At 72.2% G+C, this 19,492-nt stretch carries 20 protein-coding genes; 9 read left to right on the plus strand and 11 right to left on the minus strand.

Annotated features, from left to right (window positions below):
• Window positions 1–229 precede the first annotated feature (229 nt).
• Both ACLJN9_RS17225 and ACLJN9_RS17230 read right to left on the minus strand, forming a co-directional pair.
• Window positions 230–1,480, minus strand: a complete 1,251-nt coding sequence (locus tag ACLJN9_RS17225; protein WP_410812366.1) for a DUF222 domain-containing protein — start codon at window positions 1,478–1,480, stop codon at window positions 230–232.
• Window positions 1,481–1,601: 121 nt separating this feature from the next.
• On the minus strand, window positions 1,602–1,790 hold the full coding sequence (locus ACLJN9_RS17230; protein WP_410812368.1) for a hypothetical protein: 189 nt from the start codon (window positions 1,788–1,790) through the stop codon (window positions 1,602–1,604).
• An 88-nt stretch (window positions 1,791–1,878) separates the two neighbouring features.
• Here ACLJN9_RS17230 and ACLJN9_RS17235 point away from each other — a divergent pair, with 88 nt between their 5' ends.
• Window positions 1,879–2,175, plus strand: a complete 297-nt coding sequence (locus ACLJN9_RS17235) for a hypothetical protein (RefSeq protein ID WP_410812370.1) — start codon at window positions 1,879–1,881, stop codon at window positions 2,173–2,175.
• A 46-nt stretch (window positions 2,176–2,221) separates the two neighbouring features.
• Here ACLJN9_RS17235 and ligD read toward each other — a convergent pair whose 3' ends face one another.
• A complete protein-coding gene (gene ligD, locus ACLJN9_RS17240; RefSeq protein WP_410812372.1) occupies window positions 2,222–3,259 on the minus strand; it encodes a non-homologous end-joining DNA ligase in 1,038 nt (345 codons plus the stop codon).
• A gap of 47 nt (window positions 3,260–3,306) precedes the next feature.
• On the opposite strand from ligD, the gene msrB reads away from it, so the two are divergent.
• Window positions 3,307–3,711, plus strand: a complete 405-nt coding sequence (msrB, locus tag ACLJN9_RS17245; RefSeq protein ID WP_410812374.1) for a peptide-methionine (R)-S-oxide reductase MsrB — start codon at window positions 3,307–3,309, stop codon at window positions 3,709–3,711.
• A gap of 187 nt (window positions 3,712–3,898) precedes the next feature.
• Here the strand turns inward: msrB and ACLJN9_RS17250 are convergent, their stop codons facing one another.
• From ACLJN9_RS17250 to ACLJN9_RS17260, 3 genes are all read right to left on the minus strand, one after another.
• Window positions 3,899–4,489, minus strand: coding sequence for a DUF305 domain-containing protein (locus tag ACLJN9_RS17250; protein WP_410812375.1), 591 nt, complete (start codon window positions 4,487–4,489; stop codon window positions 3,899–3,901).
• Between the two features lie 62 nt (window positions 4,490–4,551).
• A complete protein-coding gene (locus tag ACLJN9_RS17255; RefSeq protein ID WP_410812376.1) occupies window positions 4,552–5,301 on the minus strand; it encodes a lytic polysaccharide monooxygenase in 750 nt (249 codons plus the stop codon).
• Window positions 5,302–5,410: 109 nt separating this feature from the next.
• A complete protein-coding gene (locus tag ACLJN9_RS17260; RefSeq protein WP_410812378.1) occupies window positions 5,411–5,686 on the minus strand; it encodes an isoamylase early set domain-containing protein in 276 nt (91 codons plus the stop codon).
• A gap of 155 nt (window positions 5,687–5,841) precedes the next feature.
• Here ACLJN9_RS17260 and ACLJN9_RS17265 point away from each other — a divergent pair, with 155 nt between their 5' ends.
• From ACLJN9_RS17265 to ACLJN9_RS17275, 3 genes are all read left to right on the plus strand, one after another.
• Complete coding sequence (locus ACLJN9_RS17265) at window positions 5,842–6,102, plus strand: Prokaryotic metallothionein (protein WP_410812380.1); 261 nt, start codon at window positions 5,842–5,844, stop codon at window positions 6,100–6,102.
• Between the two features lie 34 nt (window positions 6,103–6,136).
• On the plus strand, window positions 6,137–6,592 hold the full coding sequence (locus tag ACLJN9_RS17270; RefSeq protein WP_410812382.1) for a GNAT family N-acetyltransferase: 456 nt from the start codon (window positions 6,137–6,139) through the stop codon (window positions 6,590–6,592).
• A 119-nt stretch (window positions 6,593–6,711) separates the two neighbouring features.
• Window positions 6,712–7,842 carry a lytic polysaccharide monooxygenase gene (locus tag ACLJN9_RS17275; protein ID WP_410812384.1) on the plus strand — a complete coding sequence of 377 codons (1,131 nt, stop codon included), beginning with the start codon at window positions 6,712–6,714 and terminating at the stop codon, window positions 7,840–7,842.
• Window positions 7,843–7,983: 141 nt separating this feature from the next.
• On the opposite strand, the gene hemQ is transcribed toward ACLJN9_RS17275, so the two are convergent.
• Genes hemQ through hemE form a run of 3 tightly spaced genes read right to left on the minus strand, consistent with a single transcriptional unit; the run spans window position 7,984 to window position 11,197 of the window.
• Entirely contained in the window at window positions 7,984–8,685 is a 702-nt protein-coding gene (gene hemQ / locus ACLJN9_RS17280) for a hydrogen peroxide-dependent heme synthase (RefSeq protein WP_410812386.1), read from the minus strand.
• The gene (gene hemG / locus ACLJN9_RS17285) at window positions 8,682–10,091 is read right to left on the minus strand and encodes a protoporphyrinogen oxidase (RefSeq protein ID WP_410812388.1); all 1,410 of its coding nucleotides are present in this window, start codon (window positions 10,089–10,091) and stop codon (window positions 8,682–8,684) included. Before hemG ends, hemQ begins: the two co-directional genes overlap by 4 nt.
• Window positions 10,092–10,099: 8 nt before the next feature.
• Window positions 10,100–11,197, minus strand: coding sequence for a uroporphyrinogen decarboxylase (hemE, locus tag ACLJN9_RS17290; protein ID WP_410812389.1), 1,098 nt, complete (start codon window positions 11,195–11,197; stop codon window positions 10,100–10,102).
• A gap of 228 nt (window positions 11,198–11,425) precedes the next feature.
• Between hemE and ACLJN9_RS17295 the strand changes: the two genes are divergently transcribed.
• On the plus strand, window positions 11,426–11,998 hold the full coding sequence (locus ACLJN9_RS17295) for a DUF3000 domain-containing protein (protein WP_410812390.1): 573 nt from the start codon (window positions 11,426–11,428) through the stop codon (window positions 11,996–11,998).
• Window positions 11,999–12,101: 103 nt separating this feature from the next.
• Here ACLJN9_RS17295 and ACLJN9_RS17300 read toward each other — a convergent pair whose 3' ends face one another.
• Together ACLJN9_RS17300 and ACLJN9_RS17305 are read right to left on the minus strand one after the other, a co-directional pair.
• Window positions 12,102–12,965 (minus strand): hypothetical protein, encoded by an 864-nt coding sequence (locus tag ACLJN9_RS17300; RefSeq protein WP_410812391.1) that lies wholly within the window; start codon window positions 12,963–12,965, stop codon window positions 12,102–12,104.
• 153 nt (window positions 12,966–13,118) lie between these two features.
• Window positions 13,119–14,438 (minus strand): trypsin-like peptidase domain-containing protein, encoded by a 1,320-nt coding sequence (locus tag ACLJN9_RS17305; protein ID WP_410812392.1) that lies wholly within the window; start codon window positions 14,436–14,438, stop codon window positions 13,119–13,121.
• Between the two features lie 208 nt (window positions 14,439–14,646).
• On the opposite strand from ACLJN9_RS17305, the gene ACLJN9_RS17310 reads away from it, so the two are divergent.
• The 3 genes from ACLJN9_RS17310 (at window position 14,647) to ACLJN9_RS17320 (ending at window position 19,461) form a co-directional block, all read left to right on the plus strand.
• Complete coding sequence (locus ACLJN9_RS17310; protein WP_410812393.1) at window positions 14,647–15,969, plus strand: ribonuclease D; 1,323 nt, start codon at window positions 14,647–14,649, stop codon at window positions 15,967–15,969.
• A gap of 175 nt (window positions 15,970–16,144) precedes the next feature.
• Window positions 16,145–17,344 carry a thiolase family protein gene (locus tag ACLJN9_RS17315; protein ID WP_410812394.1) on the plus strand — a complete coding sequence of 400 codons (1,200 nt, stop codon included), beginning with the start codon at window positions 16,145–16,147 and terminating at the stop codon, window positions 17,342–17,344.
• Between the two features lie 20 nt (window positions 17,345–17,364).
• Window positions 17,365–19,461: a 3-hydroxyacyl-CoA dehydrogenase NAD-binding domain-containing protein gene (locus tag ACLJN9_RS17320; protein ID WP_410812488.1), complete on the plus strand. Its 2,097-nt coding sequence runs from the start codon at window positions 17,365–17,367 to the stop codon at window positions 19,459–19,461.
• Window positions 19,462–19,492: the final 31 nt, after the last annotated feature.

Genomic DNA, 19,492 nt, shown 5'->3' on the forward strand with positions numbered 1-19,492 from the left:
TGACCCGGTCGCCTGGAAATCTGCGTCGCGGAGGCGTCGCTGAGGATCTGCGTCGCGGAGGCGTCGCTGAGGATCTGCGTCGCGGAGGCGTCGCTGAGGATCTGCGTCGCACCGGCGTCGCTGGGGATCTGCGTCGCACCGGCGTCGCTGGGGATCTGCGTCGCACCGGCGTCGCTGGGGATCAGTTCCGCGGATCGTCGGTGACGACAAGGGGTCAGGGCGCCGGTGCCTACGTTCGCCGGTGGTAGTGGTTTCGGCGGGGGATCTGGGCGGGGTCGAGCCAGGCCGGCGGCACGAACTCCGGATGGCCGTCGCCGCCGAGCTGGACGGCCCAGTTCGCCAGGTGGATGTGCCGGTGGTGGTGGCCGCAGAGCAGCACGGCGTTGTCGAGGCTGGTCGAGCCGCCGTCAGCCCAGTGGCGGATGTGGTGGGCGGCGCACCATCGAGGTGGCCGATCGCAACCGGGAAAGGCGCAGCCGCCGTCACGCAGCACGAGGGCGCGACGGAGCGCGCCGGTGACGAGGCGACGTTGCCGACCCACGTCGAGGACCTGGCCGGCGCCGCCGAGCACAACGGGCAGCAGGGCAGCGTCGCAGGCAAGCTTGCGCACCGTTTCGGGAGTGAGCTCAAGACCGATGTCGAGGGCGCCGGCACCGAGCTGCCGCGTCAGCCCTTCGTAGCTGGTGGTGACGACAACCTGGGCGGGATCGCCGCCGTGCTCGGGCAGCTCACCGGCGCGCAGGGCGAGGCGGCACACGTCGCTGAGCGCGTCGTGACGGCGCTGCCCGGGGCTGCGGGTGTCGTCGGGCCCGGAAGGTGCGCTGAGCGGGTCGATGGCAGCGCGCAGCAGGGCGGCGGCTTCGGCGTCGAGGGTGCCGGTGAGCCGTAACCGCCCCTCGGTCTGCTCGGAGATGGTGACGTGTCGATCGCGCTCCGCTCGGGCGGCCTCGGCAGCGAGGGCCGCCGCAGCGGCGGCGTCGGCGAGGTCGGGGGCGACGTGGTCGAGGATCCGGGTGCCCATTCTGCGCAGCAGGGTGGGATCGAACTGCTCGGCCCACTCGACCAGCAGGCCAACGGCCTCGTCGGCGACGTCGGTGCCCGCGGACGCCGACACCGTGGCGGCCGTGTCGGCGATGACCCGTGCCTGCTCCGCGGTGACCGCCCCACTCGCCAGTGCGGCGCGCACCCCAGGCGGGGCCACGTCGAGCGAGGCAGCGAGGCCGAGTAGCCGACGAGCGGCGGCGACGTCGAGACGCAGGCGGTGGCGCAACCACACCGCAGTCGAGGACGCACCCTGCGCGATGGCGGTGCCGCGACCATCCAACTCGCGCACCGCCGCCACCTGCACCGCCGCCAGGCGCTGCTGAAGTCGGTGCGTGGCATCGAGCGCCGCGATCAAATCATGCTCGGAGAGGGCCCACGTGGCGGCGTCGGTGCAGGTCGCCACCGCACTCTCCGCTCGCGCCAACTCATCGATCACGCGTGAATCTTAGAACGCTTGTACGACAGGTTTCGTTGTCGACACTCGCGCCGGCTGGCCGGATACGACATGCACGAACATTTGTGCCTTGCAGCAGCCTCGACGGCATGGGCCGCCAAGGTCAGCCAGTAGCAGACTCCGGCCGATACTCTTTGATCCACGCCGCGACGTCCGACTTCCGCCAGACCTTTCCCATCGCCAGCACGGCGACGGGCTCCGGGAAGTTCCGTTGATTGGCGATCACCGAGGCGCGTTGCCGCGACACGTTTCCGAGCATCACCCGGATCTCCGCTACACCGACCAAGTCCACAAGTTGACGATGACAGCGGCGCTGTCCGCCCACTCCGACAACTGCGGACGTCGTTGACAGAGTCAACAATGAGGCGCACTATCGAGAGATGCCTTCGCCAGACGAGTCGCCGGTCCATCACCGCCAGCGGAGGGCAGTCTGCCCGTACATTCCGATGCGGCCGCTGTGGTTGTGCCGGGTGTGCGCGGCCGCCTGGCCATGCCCGCCGGCCCGGCTGCTACTGACGCTGGAGTACCGGCGGGACCGGGTGGCACTGTCGGTCTACCTGGCCAGCCAACTCTTCGACGCAACCGCTGATCTGATCAAGCTCAACCCGAACCCGGCGCTGACCCCGGTGGAACTCTTCGACAGATTCCTGGCCTGGACGGCTCCCAGGACCCAGTAAGACGCCGGCTCGGCCAGCCCTCAACCGTCATGCTCGGGCTCGAAGGTCAGGCGAGGTCGTCGCCCGGTGCGCGCTTGGCGCGGCTGGGTTGGACGCGCTTGGGTTCGCCGGGCATCTTCGGGTGGTCCGGCGGGTATGGCAGGTCACCCTGACCCGCGGCGGCGTCCCGCTCGGCCCACTCCAGCAGGGGGGTGATGTCCCACGGGGTCTCGTCGATGCCGGCGTGCGGGTCGCCCCGCTCGGCGAGCCGGGCCGGGACGGTACGCAGGTCGAAGTCGTCCGGGTCGACGTCGGGCAGCTCGTCCCAGGTGACCGGGGTGGAGACGGTGGCCCGCCCGTTGGCCCGCAGAGAGTACGCGCAGGCGATCGTCCGGTCACGGGCCATCTGGTTGTAGTCGACGAAGACCCGGCTGCCGCGCTCCTCCTTCCACCAGGCGGTGGTGACCAGGTCGGCGTGGCGGCGCTCGACCTCCCGGGCCAGCGCGATGGTGGCCCGACGCACCTCGGTGAACGTCCAGCGGGGCTGGATCCGCACGTAGACGTGCACGCCACGGCCGCCGGAGGTCTTCGGCCAGCCGGGAACGCCCAGCTCGTCGAGGACCGTGCGGACCTGCGCGGCGGCCCGCGCCGCGTCGGCGAAGTCGGTGCCGGGCTGCGGGTCCAGGTCGATGCGCAGCTCGTCGGGGCGGTCGACGTCGGCGGCGCGTACCGGCCACGGGTGGAACACGATGGTGCCCATCTGCGCAGCCCAGGCCACGTGCGCCAGGTCGACCGGGCAGAGCTCCGCGGCGCTCCGGCCGCTCGGAAAGGTGATCTCGGCGGTGGAGATCCAGGGCGGCACCCCTCGCGTGGGCACCCGCTTCTGGAAGAACATCTCGCCCTCGACACCCTCGGGAAAGCGTTGCAGCGTGGTGGGCCGGTCGCGCAGAGCGCGCACGATGCCGTCGCCGACCGCTAGGTAGTAGTGGAAGACGTCGGCCTTGGTGAAGCCCCGCTGCGGGAAGATCACCCGGTCGGGACTGCTCAGCCGGACGGTGTGCCCGGCCACCTCGACCTCGGCGACTGCTGCCTTGGTGCCACCCATCCCGCGACCTTATGCCACGCCCCTGACGTTGGACGTACCGTTGGGGGGTGAGTCTTGACGACAACGAACTGCCCCAGACCGAGGACGAGTGGCGCGTCCGGTTGACCCCCGAGGAATTCCACGTGCTTCGGGAGGCCGGCACCGAACGCCCGTGGACCGGCGAGTACGTGGACACCAAGACGGCCGGCGTCTACAACTGCCGCGCCTGCGGGCTCGAACTCTTCGCCAGCGACACGAAGTTCGACTCGCACTGCGGATGGCCGAGCTTCGACGACGCCATCCCGGGCCGGGTCAAGGAGATCGAGGACCGCAGCCTCGGCGCCGTCCGTACGGAGATCCGCTGCGCCCGCTGCGACAGCCACCTCGGGCACGTCTTCCACGGCGAGGGCTTCACCCCTAAGGACACCCGGCACTGCGTCAACTCCGTCTCCATCCGACTGGAACCCCGCTGACCTGAGCGGCCGCCACCGCACGACGGCGGGGCAACCCGGCCACCTCACGACGGCGGGGCAAACCGGCCACCGCACGGCGGCGGGGCAAACCGGCCACCGCACGGTGGCGGGGCAAACCGGCCACCGCACGGTGGCGGGGCAAACCGGCCACCGCACGGTGGCGGGGTACGCCAGCGGCGTACCCCGGTCACCTCGCGGTGGCCGGCGACCCGGTCAGCAGACCGACCTCGGCGGTCCGGGACTGCTCGATCCGCCGGGCCAGGTCACGGACCTGCCCGTTGCGGCCGACGTCGAGCTGGGCCCGGGCCAGGTCGGCCGCCGCCCGCTGGTGGTCGGCGAGCACCTCGCGCAGCACCCGGTCGACGTCGGTGTCCGGCGCGGCCCGCAACCGGTCGAGCGCGGCGTCATCCCCGTGCCCGGCATGGTGGTGGGTTGCCGCGCCGGCCCACGGCCCCGCCGTCGGCAGCCATCCGCGCATGGCGGCCAACTCGTCGGTCTCGGTCGCCTCGATGGCGGCGGCCAGGGTGCGCAACGCGTCGTCGCGTAACCGCTGCCGGGCCAGCCGGACGATCTGCAGGGTGCGCTCACTGTGCCCGACCATGGTGCTCAGGAACACCACGTCGATGCCGCTCATCGCGTCCCCGGCCGCCGCCGACCCGGCCGGGGACGCGACAGCCGGTTGCGGCACGGCCGGCGGGGCCGCCGCGGGCGGCCCGGCACAGGCGGCGGTGAGCAGCAACGCGACGAGCAGGGGTGCCATCAGGGTACGGCGGGTCATGCCGGTTGCTCCGTTTCAGCGAGGGTGGCGGCACGGGTGCGGCCGGAGCCGCACCCGTGCGGTCAGACCCGACTCCAGAGCGCCGGTACGTTCGGCGGCTCCCATCCGGGAATCGCCGTGTGCTCCTGCCGGCATCGGTACGACGCACCGCCGTAGGTCACCTGGTCGCCGACCTGGTAGGCCCGGCCGGCCGCCCAACTGCCGCCCGGCGCGGGCGGGGTGGTCGGGGTGGCGGTCGGGGTGGGCCGCGGGGTCGGGGTGGGGCTCGGGGTCGGGGTGGGGCTCGGCCCGGGACCGCCGCCCCCACCGATCTGCACGTCGATGCAGGAGTAGAAGGCGTTCGCGGTGTCGGAGATGTTCCACACCGCGAGGATCTTCTGCCGGCCCGAGAAGCCGCCGAGGCTGACGGTGTGCGAGACGGTGGCGCCCGGCTGCTGGCCGTTGCCGTTGACGACGCCGACCCTGGTGTCGCCGATCCAGTACTCCCAGTTGCTGGTGGCGTGCCGGGCGGTGTTGACCCAGGTGAACGTCAGCGAGCTGCCGACCGAGGTGGCCGGCCAGCCCCGGCTGTCGTCGTTGAGGACGGCGAACTGGGCGATCCCGGCGTTGCAGCTTCGGAGGCCCTTGGGCCCCTCGACGCTCTGCGGCTCGTACTTGATCTGCCCGCAGTCGGGCACCTTGCCCTGGGCGCAGAGTGCCTGGCGGCTCGGTGGGGCGGACACGTAGCCGTGCGCCTGGGCGGGCGCGGCGACGGTGAGGGTGGCGGCGACGGTGCCTGCCGCCACCAGCGGCACGGTGAATCTTCGACGCATGGGGCAGCTCCTTCTCCGATATCCGGTGGATGCCCCACAACTTAATTTAAACTTTGTTAACAGTAAAGACCCCCATCGATAAATACATCGACAGGGGCGAGTTTTTTCGTCAGAGCCGGAGCAGGCTGCCCCGGTCGTCGACCTGGTCGGCCGACTCGTCGTCCAGCCAGATCCCACCGGTGGCGAGGTAGCGGAAGCGGTACTCCCCCGGCCCGAGCCGTACGGTCACCGTCCGGGTGCCGTCGCGGCGGGTCGTCAGCTCGTGCCGGCCGGGCTCCCAACCGTTGAAACAGCCCACCACGCTGACCGGGCCGGGCGGGGTGTCCCGCGGCAGACAGAAGGTGACGCGGGTCTGGTTGCCGAAGAGTCTGTTGCGTTTGATCACTGCGATCCTCCGGGGTTGCGGCAGTTCACCCGGCCTAACGGACGACACACCGGAGCCGACACGCCGCTCCGGGCGGTCGATTGGCGGCATTCCGCCCACCGACATCCTGTGCTGGGGCACTCTGATGACACATGTCCTGATACGGGGGGTTCTTCGTGGCAACGTGCGAGGTCTGCGGCAACGACTACTGGATGGCGTTCGAGGTGCGTACGGTCAGCGGTGACGTCCACACCTTCGACTCGTTCGAGTGTGCGATCCACCGGATGGCACCGATCTGTGAGCACTGCCAAATCAAGATCGTCGGGCACGGCGTGGAGGTCAACGGCCGGTTCTTCTGCTGCGGGCACTGCGCCCGCTCGGTCGAGGGCGCCGAGGGCGCGCAGATCCGCGACGCCGTCGGGGCACGCCCCGTCTGACCGACCCGTCCAACCGGACGCCTACCATCGGTGCGTGCCCCAGCAGACCACCGATGTCCGGACGGCCCCGTTCGCCGACCTGGACGCCCGCACCTTCCACGACCTGCTCAAGCTACGCATCGACGTGTTCGTCGTGGAGCAGCACTGCCCGTACCCGGAACTCGACGGGCGGGACGTCGAGCCCGGCACCCGGCACGTCTGGGTGACCGACGGCGACGCGCCGCTGGCGTACCTGCGGATCCTGGCCGACCCGGACGGCGCCGCCCGGATCGGTCGGGTGGTGGTGGCCCCGACGGCACGCGGCGACGGCCACGCCGGTCGGTTGATGACCACGGCACTGGAGGTGGTGGGCGACCGGCCGAGCGTGCTGGAGGCCCAGTCGCACCTGGTCGCCTTCTACGCCCGGCACGGCTTCGCGGTCAGCGGCCCGGAGTACGTCGAGGACGGCATCCCGCACACCCCCATGCGCCGCGACGTCATTGACGCCTGACGATCGGTCTGGCATCGTGCCGGGGTAGAGCCATCGCGGGAGCCTGCGAGTGGGCACGGGAGCGGGCAACTCCCGGCGGTCCGGGTGTCGTCGTCCGACCTCATCCCCCCGAGGGCTCCATGTCCACTCTCGCCCGCTCATCACGCGTGCCCCGGCTGTCCGCCGTTGTGGCGACCGCCACGCTCCTGTTCACGACCGCACTGACCACCGTGCTGGTCAGCCCCGCCTCGGCGCACGGCTCGGTCGTCGACCCGGCCTCGCGCAACTACGGCTGCTGGCAACGCTGGGGCAGCGACTTCCAGAACCCTCGGATGGCCACCGAGGACCCGATGTGCTGGCAGGCCTGGCAGGCCGACCCCAACGCCATGTGGAACTGGAACGGCCTGTTCCGTGAGGGCGTGGCCGGCAACCACCAGGGTGCCGTTCCCGACGGTCAACAGTGCAGCGGCGGGCGCACGGCCAGCGGTCGCTACAACGCGCTGGACGCCGTCGGCGCCTGGAAGACCACCCCGGTGTCGAGCAACTTCCGGGTCCGCTTCTTCGACCAGGCCAGCCACGGCGCCGACTACATCCGGGTGTACGTGACGCGGCAGGGCTTCGACCCGCTGACCGAGCCGCTCGGCTGGGACGACCTGGAGTTGACCGGCCAGATCGGCAACACCCCGGCGTCACGGTGGAAGCAGGAGACCGGCGGCGTCTCGATCGAGATCCCGGCCAACGCGCCCGGACGCACCGGTCGGCACATCGTGTACACCATCTGGCAGGCCAGCCACCTGGACCAGTCGTACTACCTGTGCAGCGACGTCGACTTCTCCGGCGGACCGGGAACCCCGCCGCCCACGACGCCGCCGCCGACGACACCGCCGCCGCCGACCACCCCACCGCCCACGACACCGCCGCCCACCACCCCGCCGCCCACCACCCCGCCGCCGGCCGGCGGCTGCTCGGCGACGTACCAGGTGACCGGGCAGTGGATCGGGGGCTTCCAGGCCGAGGTGAAGGTGACCGCGGGGCCGAACTCGCCCACCCGGAGCTGGTCGGTGAGCTGGAACTACAGCACGACCGGTGGCCAACAGGTCACCTCGGCGTGGAACGCCACCGTCACCACCACCGGCACGGGAGTGGTCACCGCGCGCAACGTCGGCTACAACGGCACCCTCGCCGCCGGAGCGAGCACCACGTTCGGCTTCCTCGGCTCGTGGACCGGTAGCAATCAGATTCCGCTGGTCTCCTGCACGAAGACCAGTTGACCCCGCGTCCGGCGCCGCACCCGGGCGGGGATGCGGCGCCGGACCGGCGGGAAACCAGGTGCCCGTGCCACGGGCATCACTCCGCCATGATCGAGACACCCTGCCGCGAACAGGTCGTGCTCCGACCGGCACCCGCAAGGGTCAGACCAGGCAGTTGACGATCTCGGCGACCGAGCGGCGGCGGCCGGTGTAGAACGGAATCTCCTCCCGCACGTGCCGGCGCGCACCGGAGGCGCGCAGGTCACGCATGAGGTCGACGATCCGGTGCAGCTCGTCGGCCTCGAAGGCGAGCATCCACTCGTAGTCGCCGAGCGCGAACGAGGCCACCGTGTTGGCCCGTACGTCCGGGTAACCGCGGGCCTGCCGGCCGTGCTCGGCCAACAGCTCGCGCCGCTCGGCGTCGGGCAGCAGGTACCACTCGTAGGAGCGGACGAACGGGTACACGCTGAGATAGGGGCGGGCCTCCTCGCCGGCCAGGAACGCCGGGATGTGGCTCTTGTTGAACTCCGCCGGCCGGTGCAGCGCCATCTGCGACCAGACCGGGGTCAGCGCCCGACCGAGGGTGGTGCGGCGGAACCGCAGGTACGCGTCCTGCAGCGCGTCACTGGATGCCGAGTGCCACCAGATCATCACGTCCGCGTCGGCGCGCAGCCCGGCGACGTCGTACACGCCCCGGACCACCACGTCCTTGCCGGCCAACTCCTCGAAGAGGGACTCGACCTCACCTGTCACGTTGTCCCGCAGTGACGGCAGCGGGGCGCTGGCCCGGAACACCGACCACATCGTGTAGCGGATGCTGGCGTTCAGCTCCCGCAACCGGGCCGCGTTGGTCTGCTCGGTCATTCCGCCGATCCTCCCAGTGCTGTGATGATCTCGTCGGCCGCCGTCGCGCCGGAGCGTACGCAGACCGGGATGCCGACGCCGTCGTAGCCGGCGCCGGCGAGGACAAGGGTGGGGTACGCGGCCCGCAACGCCGTCCGCGCGGCGGCGACCCGGTCGGCGTGCCCCGGGGCGTACTGGGGCAGCGCACCACCCCAGCGCTGCACGTGCCCGTCGACCGGAGCGGGCAGCGGGGCGCCGAGCACCGCCGAGAGCTCCCGGTGCACGGTGGCCGCCAGGTCCGCGTCGGGGCGCTGGAGAGACGCCTCCTCGCCGTAGCGGCCCACCGAGGCCCGCACCAGCGCCAGCCCGTCCTGCCGGCGCAGATGCCCCCACTTCGTGGTGAAGAAGGTCGCCGCCTTGATCAGCAGGCCCTCGGTGCTGGGCACCAGGAAGCCGGACAGCTCGGGCAGCCGCGGCTGCGGCAACGCCAGGGTGACCAACGCGACGCTGGCGTAGTCCAACGTCCCGACGCCCGCGGCGACCGCCGGAGCCGGGCCGGCGAGCAGCCGGGCCGCCGGCCGGGCTGGTACCGCCAGCACCACGGCGTCCACGTCGACGAACTGCGGGTCGCGCGTCGGGCCGACCGTGAGCCGCCAACCCGAGGCGGTCGGGGTCAGCTCACGGACGGCGGCGTCCCGCCGGACCGTCGCGCCGCTGGCCGTCGCCGCCGCCTCGACGAGACTGCCCAGCCCGTTGACCAGGGTGCCGAAGACCGGGGCGCCGGGGGCACGCGGCGCGGCGGCCTGCGCCGCCCGGACCGCGCCCGCCAGGGTGTGCTCCACCCGGGCCGCGCGGGCCAGCGCCGGCATGGTGGTGACCAGGGAGAGATCGTCGGCGCGGCCCGCGTACACGCCGCCCAGCATCGGGTCGACCAGCCGGTCGACCACCTCGTCGCCGAAGCGGGCCCGGACCAGCGCGCCCACCGAGACGTCCGCGTCGGGCGCGACCAGCGGTCGGCCGCCGTCGGTGTCGGCGTCCGCGGTCGGGCGGGCCACCGTCGCCACCCGATCCAGATCCCCGGGTACGCCCACCAGCGTGCCGCCCGGGATCGGGCGCAGCCCGCCGTCGACGACCAGCGCGGCCTGCCCCACCGTCGGGTGCACGATCTCGTCGGCCAGACCGAGCCGACGGATCAGCGCCACCGCCGCGGATTCCGCACCGGTCGGGTCGCGCATCAGGAACGACTCGGCACCGAACTCCACCGACTGACCGGCCACCTCGGCGGTGCGCAGCTTGCCGCCCAGCGCGCCGGACTGCTCGTACACCGTGATCTCGGTGCCCTCCGGAGCACGGTCGCGCAACCGGACCGCGGCGGCCAGCCCGGCGATCCCGCCGCCGACCACCGCCACCCGCCAAGGTTGCCGCATCGCGCGTCTCAGCCCTGGTCGGCCCGGCGGCCGGAGATCTCGTGCACCAGCGCCACCACCCGGGTCAGCACGTCCGGATCGGTCTCCGGCAGCACCCCGTGGCCGAGGTTGAACACGTGCCCGGGAGCAGCCCTGCCCTGGTCCAGGATCCGGCGCACCTCGGCCTCCACCACCGGCCACGGCGCGAACAGCACGGTCGGGTCCAGGTTGCCCTGCACCGCCCGGTCCGGGCCGATCCGGCCGGTGGCCACGTCCAGCGGGGTACGCCAGTCGACGCCGACCACGTCGGCGCCGGCCTCGCCCATCGCGCCGAGCAGCTCGCCGGTGCCCACCCCGAAGTGGATCCGCGGCACCTTTGCCTCAACCAGCCCGCTCAGCACGGCCGTCGAGTGCGGCAGCACGTAGCGCCGGTAGTCGGCCTCGGAGAGCGCACCGGCCCACGAGTCGAACAGCTGCACGGCCGAGACGCCGGCCTCGACCTGCACCCGGAGGAAGGCCAACGTCACGTCGGCCAGCCGGCCGCACAGCGCGTGCCACAGCTCCTCGTCGCCGTACATCAGGGCCTTGGTCTTCGCGTGGGTGCGCGACGGACCGCCCTCGACCAGGTAGCTCGCCAGGGTGAACGGCGCGCCGGCGAAGCCGATCAGCGGGGTGTCGCCCAGCTCGGCCACCAACTGCCGGACGGCCTCATCCACGTACGAGACGTCGTCGCGGGTGATCAGGCGGATCCGCTCCACGTCGGCGGCGGTACGGATCGGCTCGGCGACCACCGGGCCGGTGCCCGGCACGATGTCCAGGTCGACCCCGGCAGCGGCGACCGGCACCACGATGTCGCTGAACAGGATGGCCGCGTCCACCCCGTGCCGGCGTACCGGCTGGAGGGTGATCTCGGTGACCAGATCCGGGCGACGGCAGGACTCCAGCATCGGCACGCTCGCCCGGATCTCCCGGTACTCCGGCAGTGAGCGGCCGGCCTGGCGCATGAACCAGACCGGGGTGTGCGGGCCGGGTCGGCGTCGGCACGCCCGGATGAAGGGCGAGTCGGCCGGTCCGCCGGGGCGCTGTTCTCCGTCTCGGGCGGCAGTGCCCGTGGTGTCCGTGGTCATCGCCGCAATCGTGCCACGACCTCCGACCCCTTCCCGCCGGGGGTGAAAGGAAGGAGAGCTGTTCCGCAGCTCCGGTCGAGCGGACACCCTCGGGCAACGGCTGTCCGAGCCGCCGGACGGGATCGGACGAAGGGCGCACAACCGAGTCCCGGTACGGGAACGGGCCGCCGGACAGGGCGTCGGCGCGCCGTCGAAGCGGGTGGGCGGGCGGCGGCATAGGCTGCCGGCATGGCCCCCCCGATCGCGCTCCCGGAGACCTTCGCCCGCGCGGTCGCCGGGCTGCGGGCGGCGGCGCCCCGGCCGGAGATCACGCTGGAGGAGGTCGGTGCTCCCCAGCGGCTGGCCCCGTACGCGTTCGCGCTCTCCGCGACGGTGCTGCGCGACGGCGACGAGGTGGCCACCGGCCGACTGATCCTGCTGCACGACCCGGTCGGGCACGAGGCGTGGCAGGGCACCCTGCGGCTGGTGACCTACGTGACCGCCGAGCTGGAAGTCGACCTGGCGGCCGACCCACTGCTGCCCGCTGTCGGCTGGACGTGGCTGACCGACGCACTGGACGCCCACGACGCCGACCACCGCGCGATCGGGGGGACGGTCACCCAGACCATGTCGACCCGGTTCGGCGACCTGGCCGGCCCGCCCACCGCCGGCGACATCGAGATCCGCGCCTCGTGGACGCCGGTCGACGACGACCTGGCCCCGCACCTGCTCGGCTGGTGCGCGTTGCTTGCCTCCACGGCGGGGCTCCCGCCGCCCGGGGTGACGGCCCTGTCCGATCGCCGTCCCGCCGGCGCGGCCTGAAGCTCTCCGGGGCGTCCTCAGGCGATCATGAGGTTGTGGTGGGCGGAATGCCAAGGCCCCAGGCATTCGTACGGCACCACAACTCCATGATCCACCAGAGCTGTCAGAGGTAGTTCTCGGCCTCGTCGCAGACCTTGTCCAGGCCCTTCATCGCCGACTCGTAGGCACCCTTGTTGCCGGCCGCCGCCGCCCCGAGCGCGGTGGTCAGTTTGTCCAGGCAGCTGGCGATGACCTTCTTCTGCCGGGCCTGCTCGTCGCGGTCGTTGCGGGTCCCGGTCAGGTCCTGCTCGGTGTTGTCGAGCTTGTCCTGCATGGTCTGCAGGTCGGTCTTGAGCTTCGCGATCTCCGTGGTGTTGGCCGCGATGGTGCCGTCACGCTCGCCGACCTGACCGGTGAGCCGCTTCTCCGTGCGGTTCAGCTCGCCGTTCTTGGTCACGTACAGACCGGTCATCACCCCACTCACCACGAAGAGCAGCGCAGCCACCAGGGCCAGCACCAGCACCGCACGACCCCGACCGCCCACCGGCCCACCGGCCGGCCCGTACGGCGGCACCATCCCCGGCGGCGCGGACATCGGCTGCCCGTACGCCGGACCGGAGACCGGCGGCGCGGACATCGGCTGCCCGTACGCCGGACCGGAGACCGGCGGCGCGGACATCGGCTGCCCGTACGCCGGACCGGAGACCGGCGGCGCGGAGACCTGTCCGGCGTACGGCGGGGCGCTCGCCGGATGACCGGGCGGAGCCGGCGGGGCGGCGTACTGCGGCGGCGTCGGCTGGGCCGCACCGTACTGCGGCGTGGCCTGGCCGGGGGCGTACTGCTGCGGCACGGGCTGGCCCGGCGCGTACTGCTGCTGCGGCGGCGCGGGCTGACCGGCTGGGTACCGCACGGTCTGGTCCGCGTCGGACGGCGACTGATTCGGGCCGGCCGGCGGGGAGTCCGTCGGCCCGGTCGGTGGCTGGGACATCGTTGTTCCTCCTGGTGAACTGGTCCCGCGCCGGTAGGCGCGACGGACCGGATGCGTCGGCAGGGTTCGCCCGGACCGAGGCCGAACGGATCGGGCACGGCCGGCGATGGCCGAGGGGCGGGAGCGGCACGGCGACGCCGTCGTGCCGGCGGTTCAGCAGATCTTGAAACCGTCGCAGGCGACCTTGATGGGTACGGCGAGCCCGATGCCCTCGGCGTCGCGAGCCTTGGCGGTGGCGATACCGACGACCTGCTTGCTGCCGTTGATCACCGGGCCGCCGGAGTTGCCCGGGTTGATCGGCGCATCGAACTGGATGGACGGGCCGGAGCTGCCCTGGGCGTCACGCAGGGCGCTCACCACACCGGTCGTGACGCTGTCCTCCAGACCGAGCGGAGCGCCGACGACGATGATCTGCTGGCCGGACTTCACCGCGGCGGACGCCGTGACCAGGCCGGCGAACTTGCCGGTGGTCCGCAACTGCGCCACGTCGTTGGTCTTGTCGACTTTGACGATGGTGGCCGGAAAGCGCTGGTCGGTGCGCTCCAGGAAGACCTGCCGTCCGCCACCGTCCCAGACCGCCTCGACGACGTGGAAGTTGGTGAACAGGTTCGTGCCGCCACCGGTCGCTGGCTTGCCGACCGCGAACGCGGTGCCGGTGAACTGACCAGCCCGCACCCGGAAGACGCTGGGTAGCACCGCGCTGGCCACCGCCTCCGGGTTGAACGCGGCACCGGCCTGCTTCTCCAGCGCCTCCGCGCGCTCCTCCAGGCCGTCAAGGCGGGTGCCGTCGCCGTCCTGGGCCTGCGCCAGACGCCGGTCGGTGTCGGTGAGCCGGTCGCCGAGCCGGTCGAGCTGGTACGCCTGCAGCCCGGCCACGGCGGCCAGCGCGACGACGGCCAGCGTGGCGAGTACGACCGGCCAGCGGCGGCGGCGGGGCCGGGCGGCCGACGACGCACCCTGCCATCCTGGCTGGGCGGGACCGCCCGGGTAACCCGGGCTGCCGAACGGCACAACACCGGCCGGATAGCTCGGCCCGGACGCCGGCGGATAGCCCGACCCGGACGCCGGCGGATAGCTCGGCCCGGACGCCGGCGGGTAGCCCGACCCGGACGCGGCCGGGTAGCTCGGCCCGGACGCCGGCGGATAGCTCGGCCCGGACGCAGGTGGGTAGCTCACCCCAACCGCCGGTGGGGAGCCGTGGGGCACGGCCGGGGCGGTGCCCTGGGGGGTCGGCGCGGAGCCCCACTGCCCGGTGTTGGGCGGGGCGGACCAGCCGGTACGGGGCGCCGGGACGGTCGAGGACGGATCGGTGCCGCCGGTCGGGGCTACGGAGAAGGCCGACCCGGCGCGGTGCTGCGGGTCGATGCGCGGTGGCAACGGTCCCGGCCGTTCGGTGCCGGGCGCCGTGGCGCCCGCGCCGTCAGGCTCGGCGCCCGCCGCTCGCTCGTCCCCCGGACCGAAGCCAGCAGTCATGATCGTGTTGCCTTTCCCTGGTCTCCCCGTGCCGCACAGACCCGTGTGTCACCCGATCGGGGGCCTTTGGCTCGATGGACCGTACCTGCACGAACGGCCTTTGTCTCCCCCGATGTCCGGCACCCGGAACGACACCTTGCGGACACCTGACCGACACGCACCGGACCGGCTGCACCCGCCGGATCACCGCGCGCACTAGGGTTGGCAGGTGACCGACGAACCACCCCTGCGCCGTCGGCCCGCCGAAGAACTTCCGGGAAACGCACCTGAGCACCCGCCGTCGGCCCAGCCGCAGCTGGCGGGCGAGGGGCCGGACCCGACCGACGGTGGGCCCGTTCCGCTGATCGCCCCGCGTGACGGCACCCCGGATCCGGTGGCCGCGCCGGCTGAGCTCGCCGAGGTCGTGGCCCGCTTCGCCGCGGGGACCGGCCCGGTCGCGCTGGATGCCGAACGTGCGTCCGGATACCGCTACAGCCAGCGTGCCTATCTGGTACAGCTGCGCCGGGCCGGCTCGGGTACGGCGCTGATCGACCCGCTGCCGCTGCCCGACCTCAGCGCGCTGGACGCGGTGATCGGCGAGGCCGAGTGGGTGCTCCACGCGGCCAGCCAGGATCTGCCCTGCCTGGCCGAGGTGGGGCTGCGCCCGCGTCGGCTGTTCGACACGGAACTGGCCGCCCGGCTGGCGGGGTTCGAGCGGGTCGGCCTGGCCGCGCTGACCGAGCAGCTACTCGGGTACACCCTGGAGAAGCACCATTCGGCGGCGGACTGGTCGAGTCGTCCACTGCCCGAGTCGTGGCTGACCTACGCCGCGCTCGACGTGGAACTCCTCACCGATCTGCGCGACGCGCTCGATGCCGAGCTGGCCCGGCAGGGCAAGTCGGGGTGGGCCGCGGAGGAGTTCGCCGCGCTGGTCCGCACGGGGGCGCGTCCACCCAGGGTCCGCGCCGAGCCGTGGCGACGCACCTCCGGCATCCACCGGGTGCGCGGGGCGCGGGCGCAGGCCCGGGTCCGCTCGATGTGGTACGCCCGGGATCAGATCGCGGCCCGGCGGGACGCCGCTCCCGGTCGGGTGCTGCCGGACTCGGCGATCATCGCCGCGGCCGAACTGGACCCGAAGGACGAGCAGACCCTGCTGACGTTGCCCGGTTTCGGCGGTCGATCGGTACGCCGGCTGGCCCGCACCTGGCTGAGCGCTCTGGACGACGCCCGGCACCTGCCGGACGACTCGCTGCCGGTCACCCCGGCGGTGGAGGGTCCGCCACCGCCGCATCGGTGGGCCGAGCGGGACCCGGTTGCCGCCGGCCGGCTGGCGCGTTCCCGTGAGGTCGTGATCCGCATCGCCGGCGAGCACAATCTGCCCGCGGAGAATCTGATCACCCCGGATTCGGTCCGTCGGCTGGCCTGGACCCCGCCGGAGGAGGTCACCGAGGACTCCGTGGCCGAGACCCTGCGGGGTTTCAACGCCCGTGAATGGCAGATCGCCCTGCTCCTTCAGCAGCTGACCGCCGCACTGGACCCGGGATCGCCCTGATCCGGTCGACCGGCTGCGGCTGGTTGGTGTGGGGTGGGCCACAGCGGGGGGTGGCCGCGAGGTTGGTTACTGACGAGTAGCATTCGGGCAACGTGCCCGTGTCGGCGACCGTCATTCGATCCGCAGTGCCGCCTGTCGGCGCGAAGGCCGAGTCATGGTCGAAAAGGAGGCTCCAGTGCCCCGTGAAGTTCGGGATGTCGTCTTCGTCGACGGCGTCCGTACCCCGTTCGGCAAGGCGGGTGGCATGTACGCCAACACCCGCGCCGACGATCTGGTGATCCGTTGCATCCGTGAGCTGCTGCGTCGAAACCCGCAGCTGCCTCCGGAGCGGGTCGAGGAGGTCGCCATCGCGGCCACCACCCAGATCGGTGACCAGGGCCTCACCATCGGCCGTACCGCCGCACTGCTGGCTGGTCTGCCCAAGACCGTTCCCGGGTTCGCCATCGACCGGATGTGCGCCGGCGCGATGACCGCGGTGACCACCGTGGCCAGCGGCATCGCCATGGGCGCGTACGACATCGCCATCGCCGGCGGCGTCGAGCATATGGGCCGCCACCCGATGGGTGAGGGCGTCGACCCCAACCCGCGCATCATCGCGGAGAAGCTGGTCGACCCGTCGGCGCTGGTCATGGGCGCCACCGCCGAGAACCTGCACGACCTGGTTCCGCACATCACCAAGGCGCGCACCGACGCGTTCGCGCTTGCCTCTCAGCAGAAGACCGCGAAGGCGTACGCCAACGGCAAGCTCCAGGACGACCTGGTGTCGGTGGCCACCCGTGACGCCGAGGGCGGCTGGGGTCTGGCCACTGTGGACGAGGCCCCCCGGGACACCTCGCTGGAGAAGCTCGGCACCCTGAAGACCCCGTTCCGTCCGCACGGCAAGGTCACCGCGGGCAACGCCGCCGGCCTGAACGACGGCGCCACCGCGAGTCTGCTCGCCTCCGAGACCGTCGCCCGCGAGCTGGGCCTGCCGGTCGCCATGCGACTGGTGTCGTTCGGTTTCGTCGGGGTGGAGCCCGAGGTGATGGGCGTCGGCCCGATCCCGTCGACCGAGAAGGCCCTGCGCATCGGCGGGCTCAGCATCGACGACATCGGCCTGTTCGAGCTGAACGAGGCCTTCGCCGTGCAGGTGCTGGCCTTCCTCGACCACTTCGGCATCGCCGACGACGACCCGCGGGTCAACCCGTGGGGTGGCGCCATCGCCATCGGTCACCCGCTGGCCTCCTCCGGCGTACGGCTGATGACCCAACTGGCCCGCCAGTTCGCCGAGCACCCCGAGGTCCGCTACGGCCTCACCGCCATGTGCATCGGCATCGGCATGGGCGGCACCGTGATCTGGGAGAACCCGCACTGGACGCAGGGAGCGGACAAGTGAGCGCGAGGAGTGAGCCGGGCCTGCGAGCCCCGCAGTCGCGAACCGAAGGTGGCACTGTGAGCGCACCGAACGAGGTCGTCACCAGGGCGTTGCTGCGCTCGGTGAACGTACCGGGGCTGGACCGACCCGCCGCCCTGATCACGCTGGACAACGGCTTCGACCACACCAAGCCGAACACCTTCGGCCCGGGCGGGTTGACGAGCCTGGACGAGGCCATCACCGCCGCGCTGGCGGCCGACCCGGCGTTTGTCGCGGTCACCGGCAAGCCGTACATCTTCTGCGTGGGCGCGGACATCGTCGGTCTGCCGCAGCTCGCCGACCGCGCGCAGGCGCTGGAGATCGGTCGGCTCGGTCACCGGGTCTTCGCCCGACTCAAGGACAGCACCGTCCCCACCTTCGCGTTCGTGAACGGCGCGGCGATGGGCGGCGGCCTGGAACTGGCGCTGCACTGCCACTACCGGACGCTCTCCGGTGGCGCGGCGGCGCTCGCCCTGCCCGAGGTCTCCCTCGGTCTGGTCCCCGGCTGGGGCGGCACCCAGCTTCTGCCGAACCTGATCGGAATCCCGGCCGCCACTCAGGTGATCATCCAGAACCCTCTCATGCAGAACAAGATGCTCAAGCCCAAGCAGGCTGCCGAGCTGGGCATCGCCGACGTGCTGCTGGAGCCGGCCGACTTCCTCGAGCGGTCGCTGGAGTGGGCCGCCGGCGTGGTGCGGGGCCAGGTCACCGTGACCCGACCCGAGGTCGACAGGGACATGTGGGCGGGCGTGCTCTACTTCGCCCGGGAGACGCTGAACCAGCGGCTGCACGGCGCGGTGCCGGCCGCGTACAAGGCGCTCGACCTGCTGGAGACGGCGAAGGACGCCGACTTCGCGGCCGGCACCGCGGCCGAGGACGAGGCCCTCGCGGACCTGGTGTTCTCCGAGGAGCTCCGCAGCGGTCTGTACGCCTTCGACCTGGTCCAGCGGCGGGCCAAGCGTCCGGCCGGCGCGCCGGACAAGGGGCTTGCCCGACCGGTGACCAAGGTCGGCATCGTGGGTGCCGGCCTGATGGCCAGCCAACTGGCGCTGCTGTTCGCCCGTCGACTCCAGGTGCCGGTCGTGCTGACCGACCTGGACCAGTCCCGTGTCGACAAGGGCGTCGGCTACGTGCACACCCAGATCGAGAAGGCCGTCACCAAGGGCCGGATGGACAAGGGCACCGCCGCCAAGCTGTACGGCCTGGTGAGCGGCACGGTCGACAAGAGTGCCTTCAGCGATGCCGACTTCGTCATCGAGGCGGTCTTCGAGGATCTGGGCGTCAAGAAGCAGGTCTGGGCCGAGCTCGAGAAGATCGTCTCCCCGGAGGCGGTGCTCGCCACCAACACCAGCTCGCTCTCGATCACCGAGATGGCCGCGGAGTTGGAGCACCCCGAGCGGCTGGTCGGGTTCCACTTCTTCAACCCGGTGGCGGTGCTGCCGCTGCTGGAGATCGTCCGTGGTGAGCGCACCGACGACGCCACCCTGGCCACCGCGTTCGCGGTGAGCAAGCAGCTGAAGAAGTCTTCGGTGCTGGTCAAGGACGCCCCCGCGTTCGTGGTGAACCGGCTGCTCACCCGTTTCCTGGGCACCGTATTCGCCGCCGTCGACGCGGGCACGCCGCTGGACGTGGCGAACAGCGCCCTGGACCCGCTGGGTCTGCCGATGCGCCCGCTCGCCCTGCTCCAGTTGGTCGGGCCGGCCGTGGCGTACCACGTGGGCGGCACCCTGCACACGGCGTACCCGGACCGGTTCGGCGTCAGCGAGAACCTCAAGCGGATCGCCGACTCGGGCCAGCCGATCGTGGTCGACGACCAGATCAACGCCGACGTCGCCGCGCTGCTCGTGGTCGGTGACCAGCCGTTGACCGCCGAGCAGGTACGGCAGAACGCGCTCGACGCGTTGGCGCAGGAGATCCGGCTCATGCTGGACGAGGGCGTGGTCGCCGAGGCGCAGGACATCGACCTGTGCATGATCCTCGGCGCCGGCTGGCCGTTCCACCTGGGCGGCGTCACGCCGTACCTGGATCGGACCGGCACCTCCGAGCGGGTCACCGGCCGTCGGTTCCTGCGGCGCGGGGTGGCGAGCCTGCCCGCCTGAGGAGATCTCAGCACCACCGTCGCGGTGGTCG

Source organism: Micromonospora sp. 067-2, from assembly GCF_046549295.1.
GTDB lineage: Bacteria > Actinomycetota > Actinomycetes > Mycobacteriales > Micromonosporaceae > Micromonospora.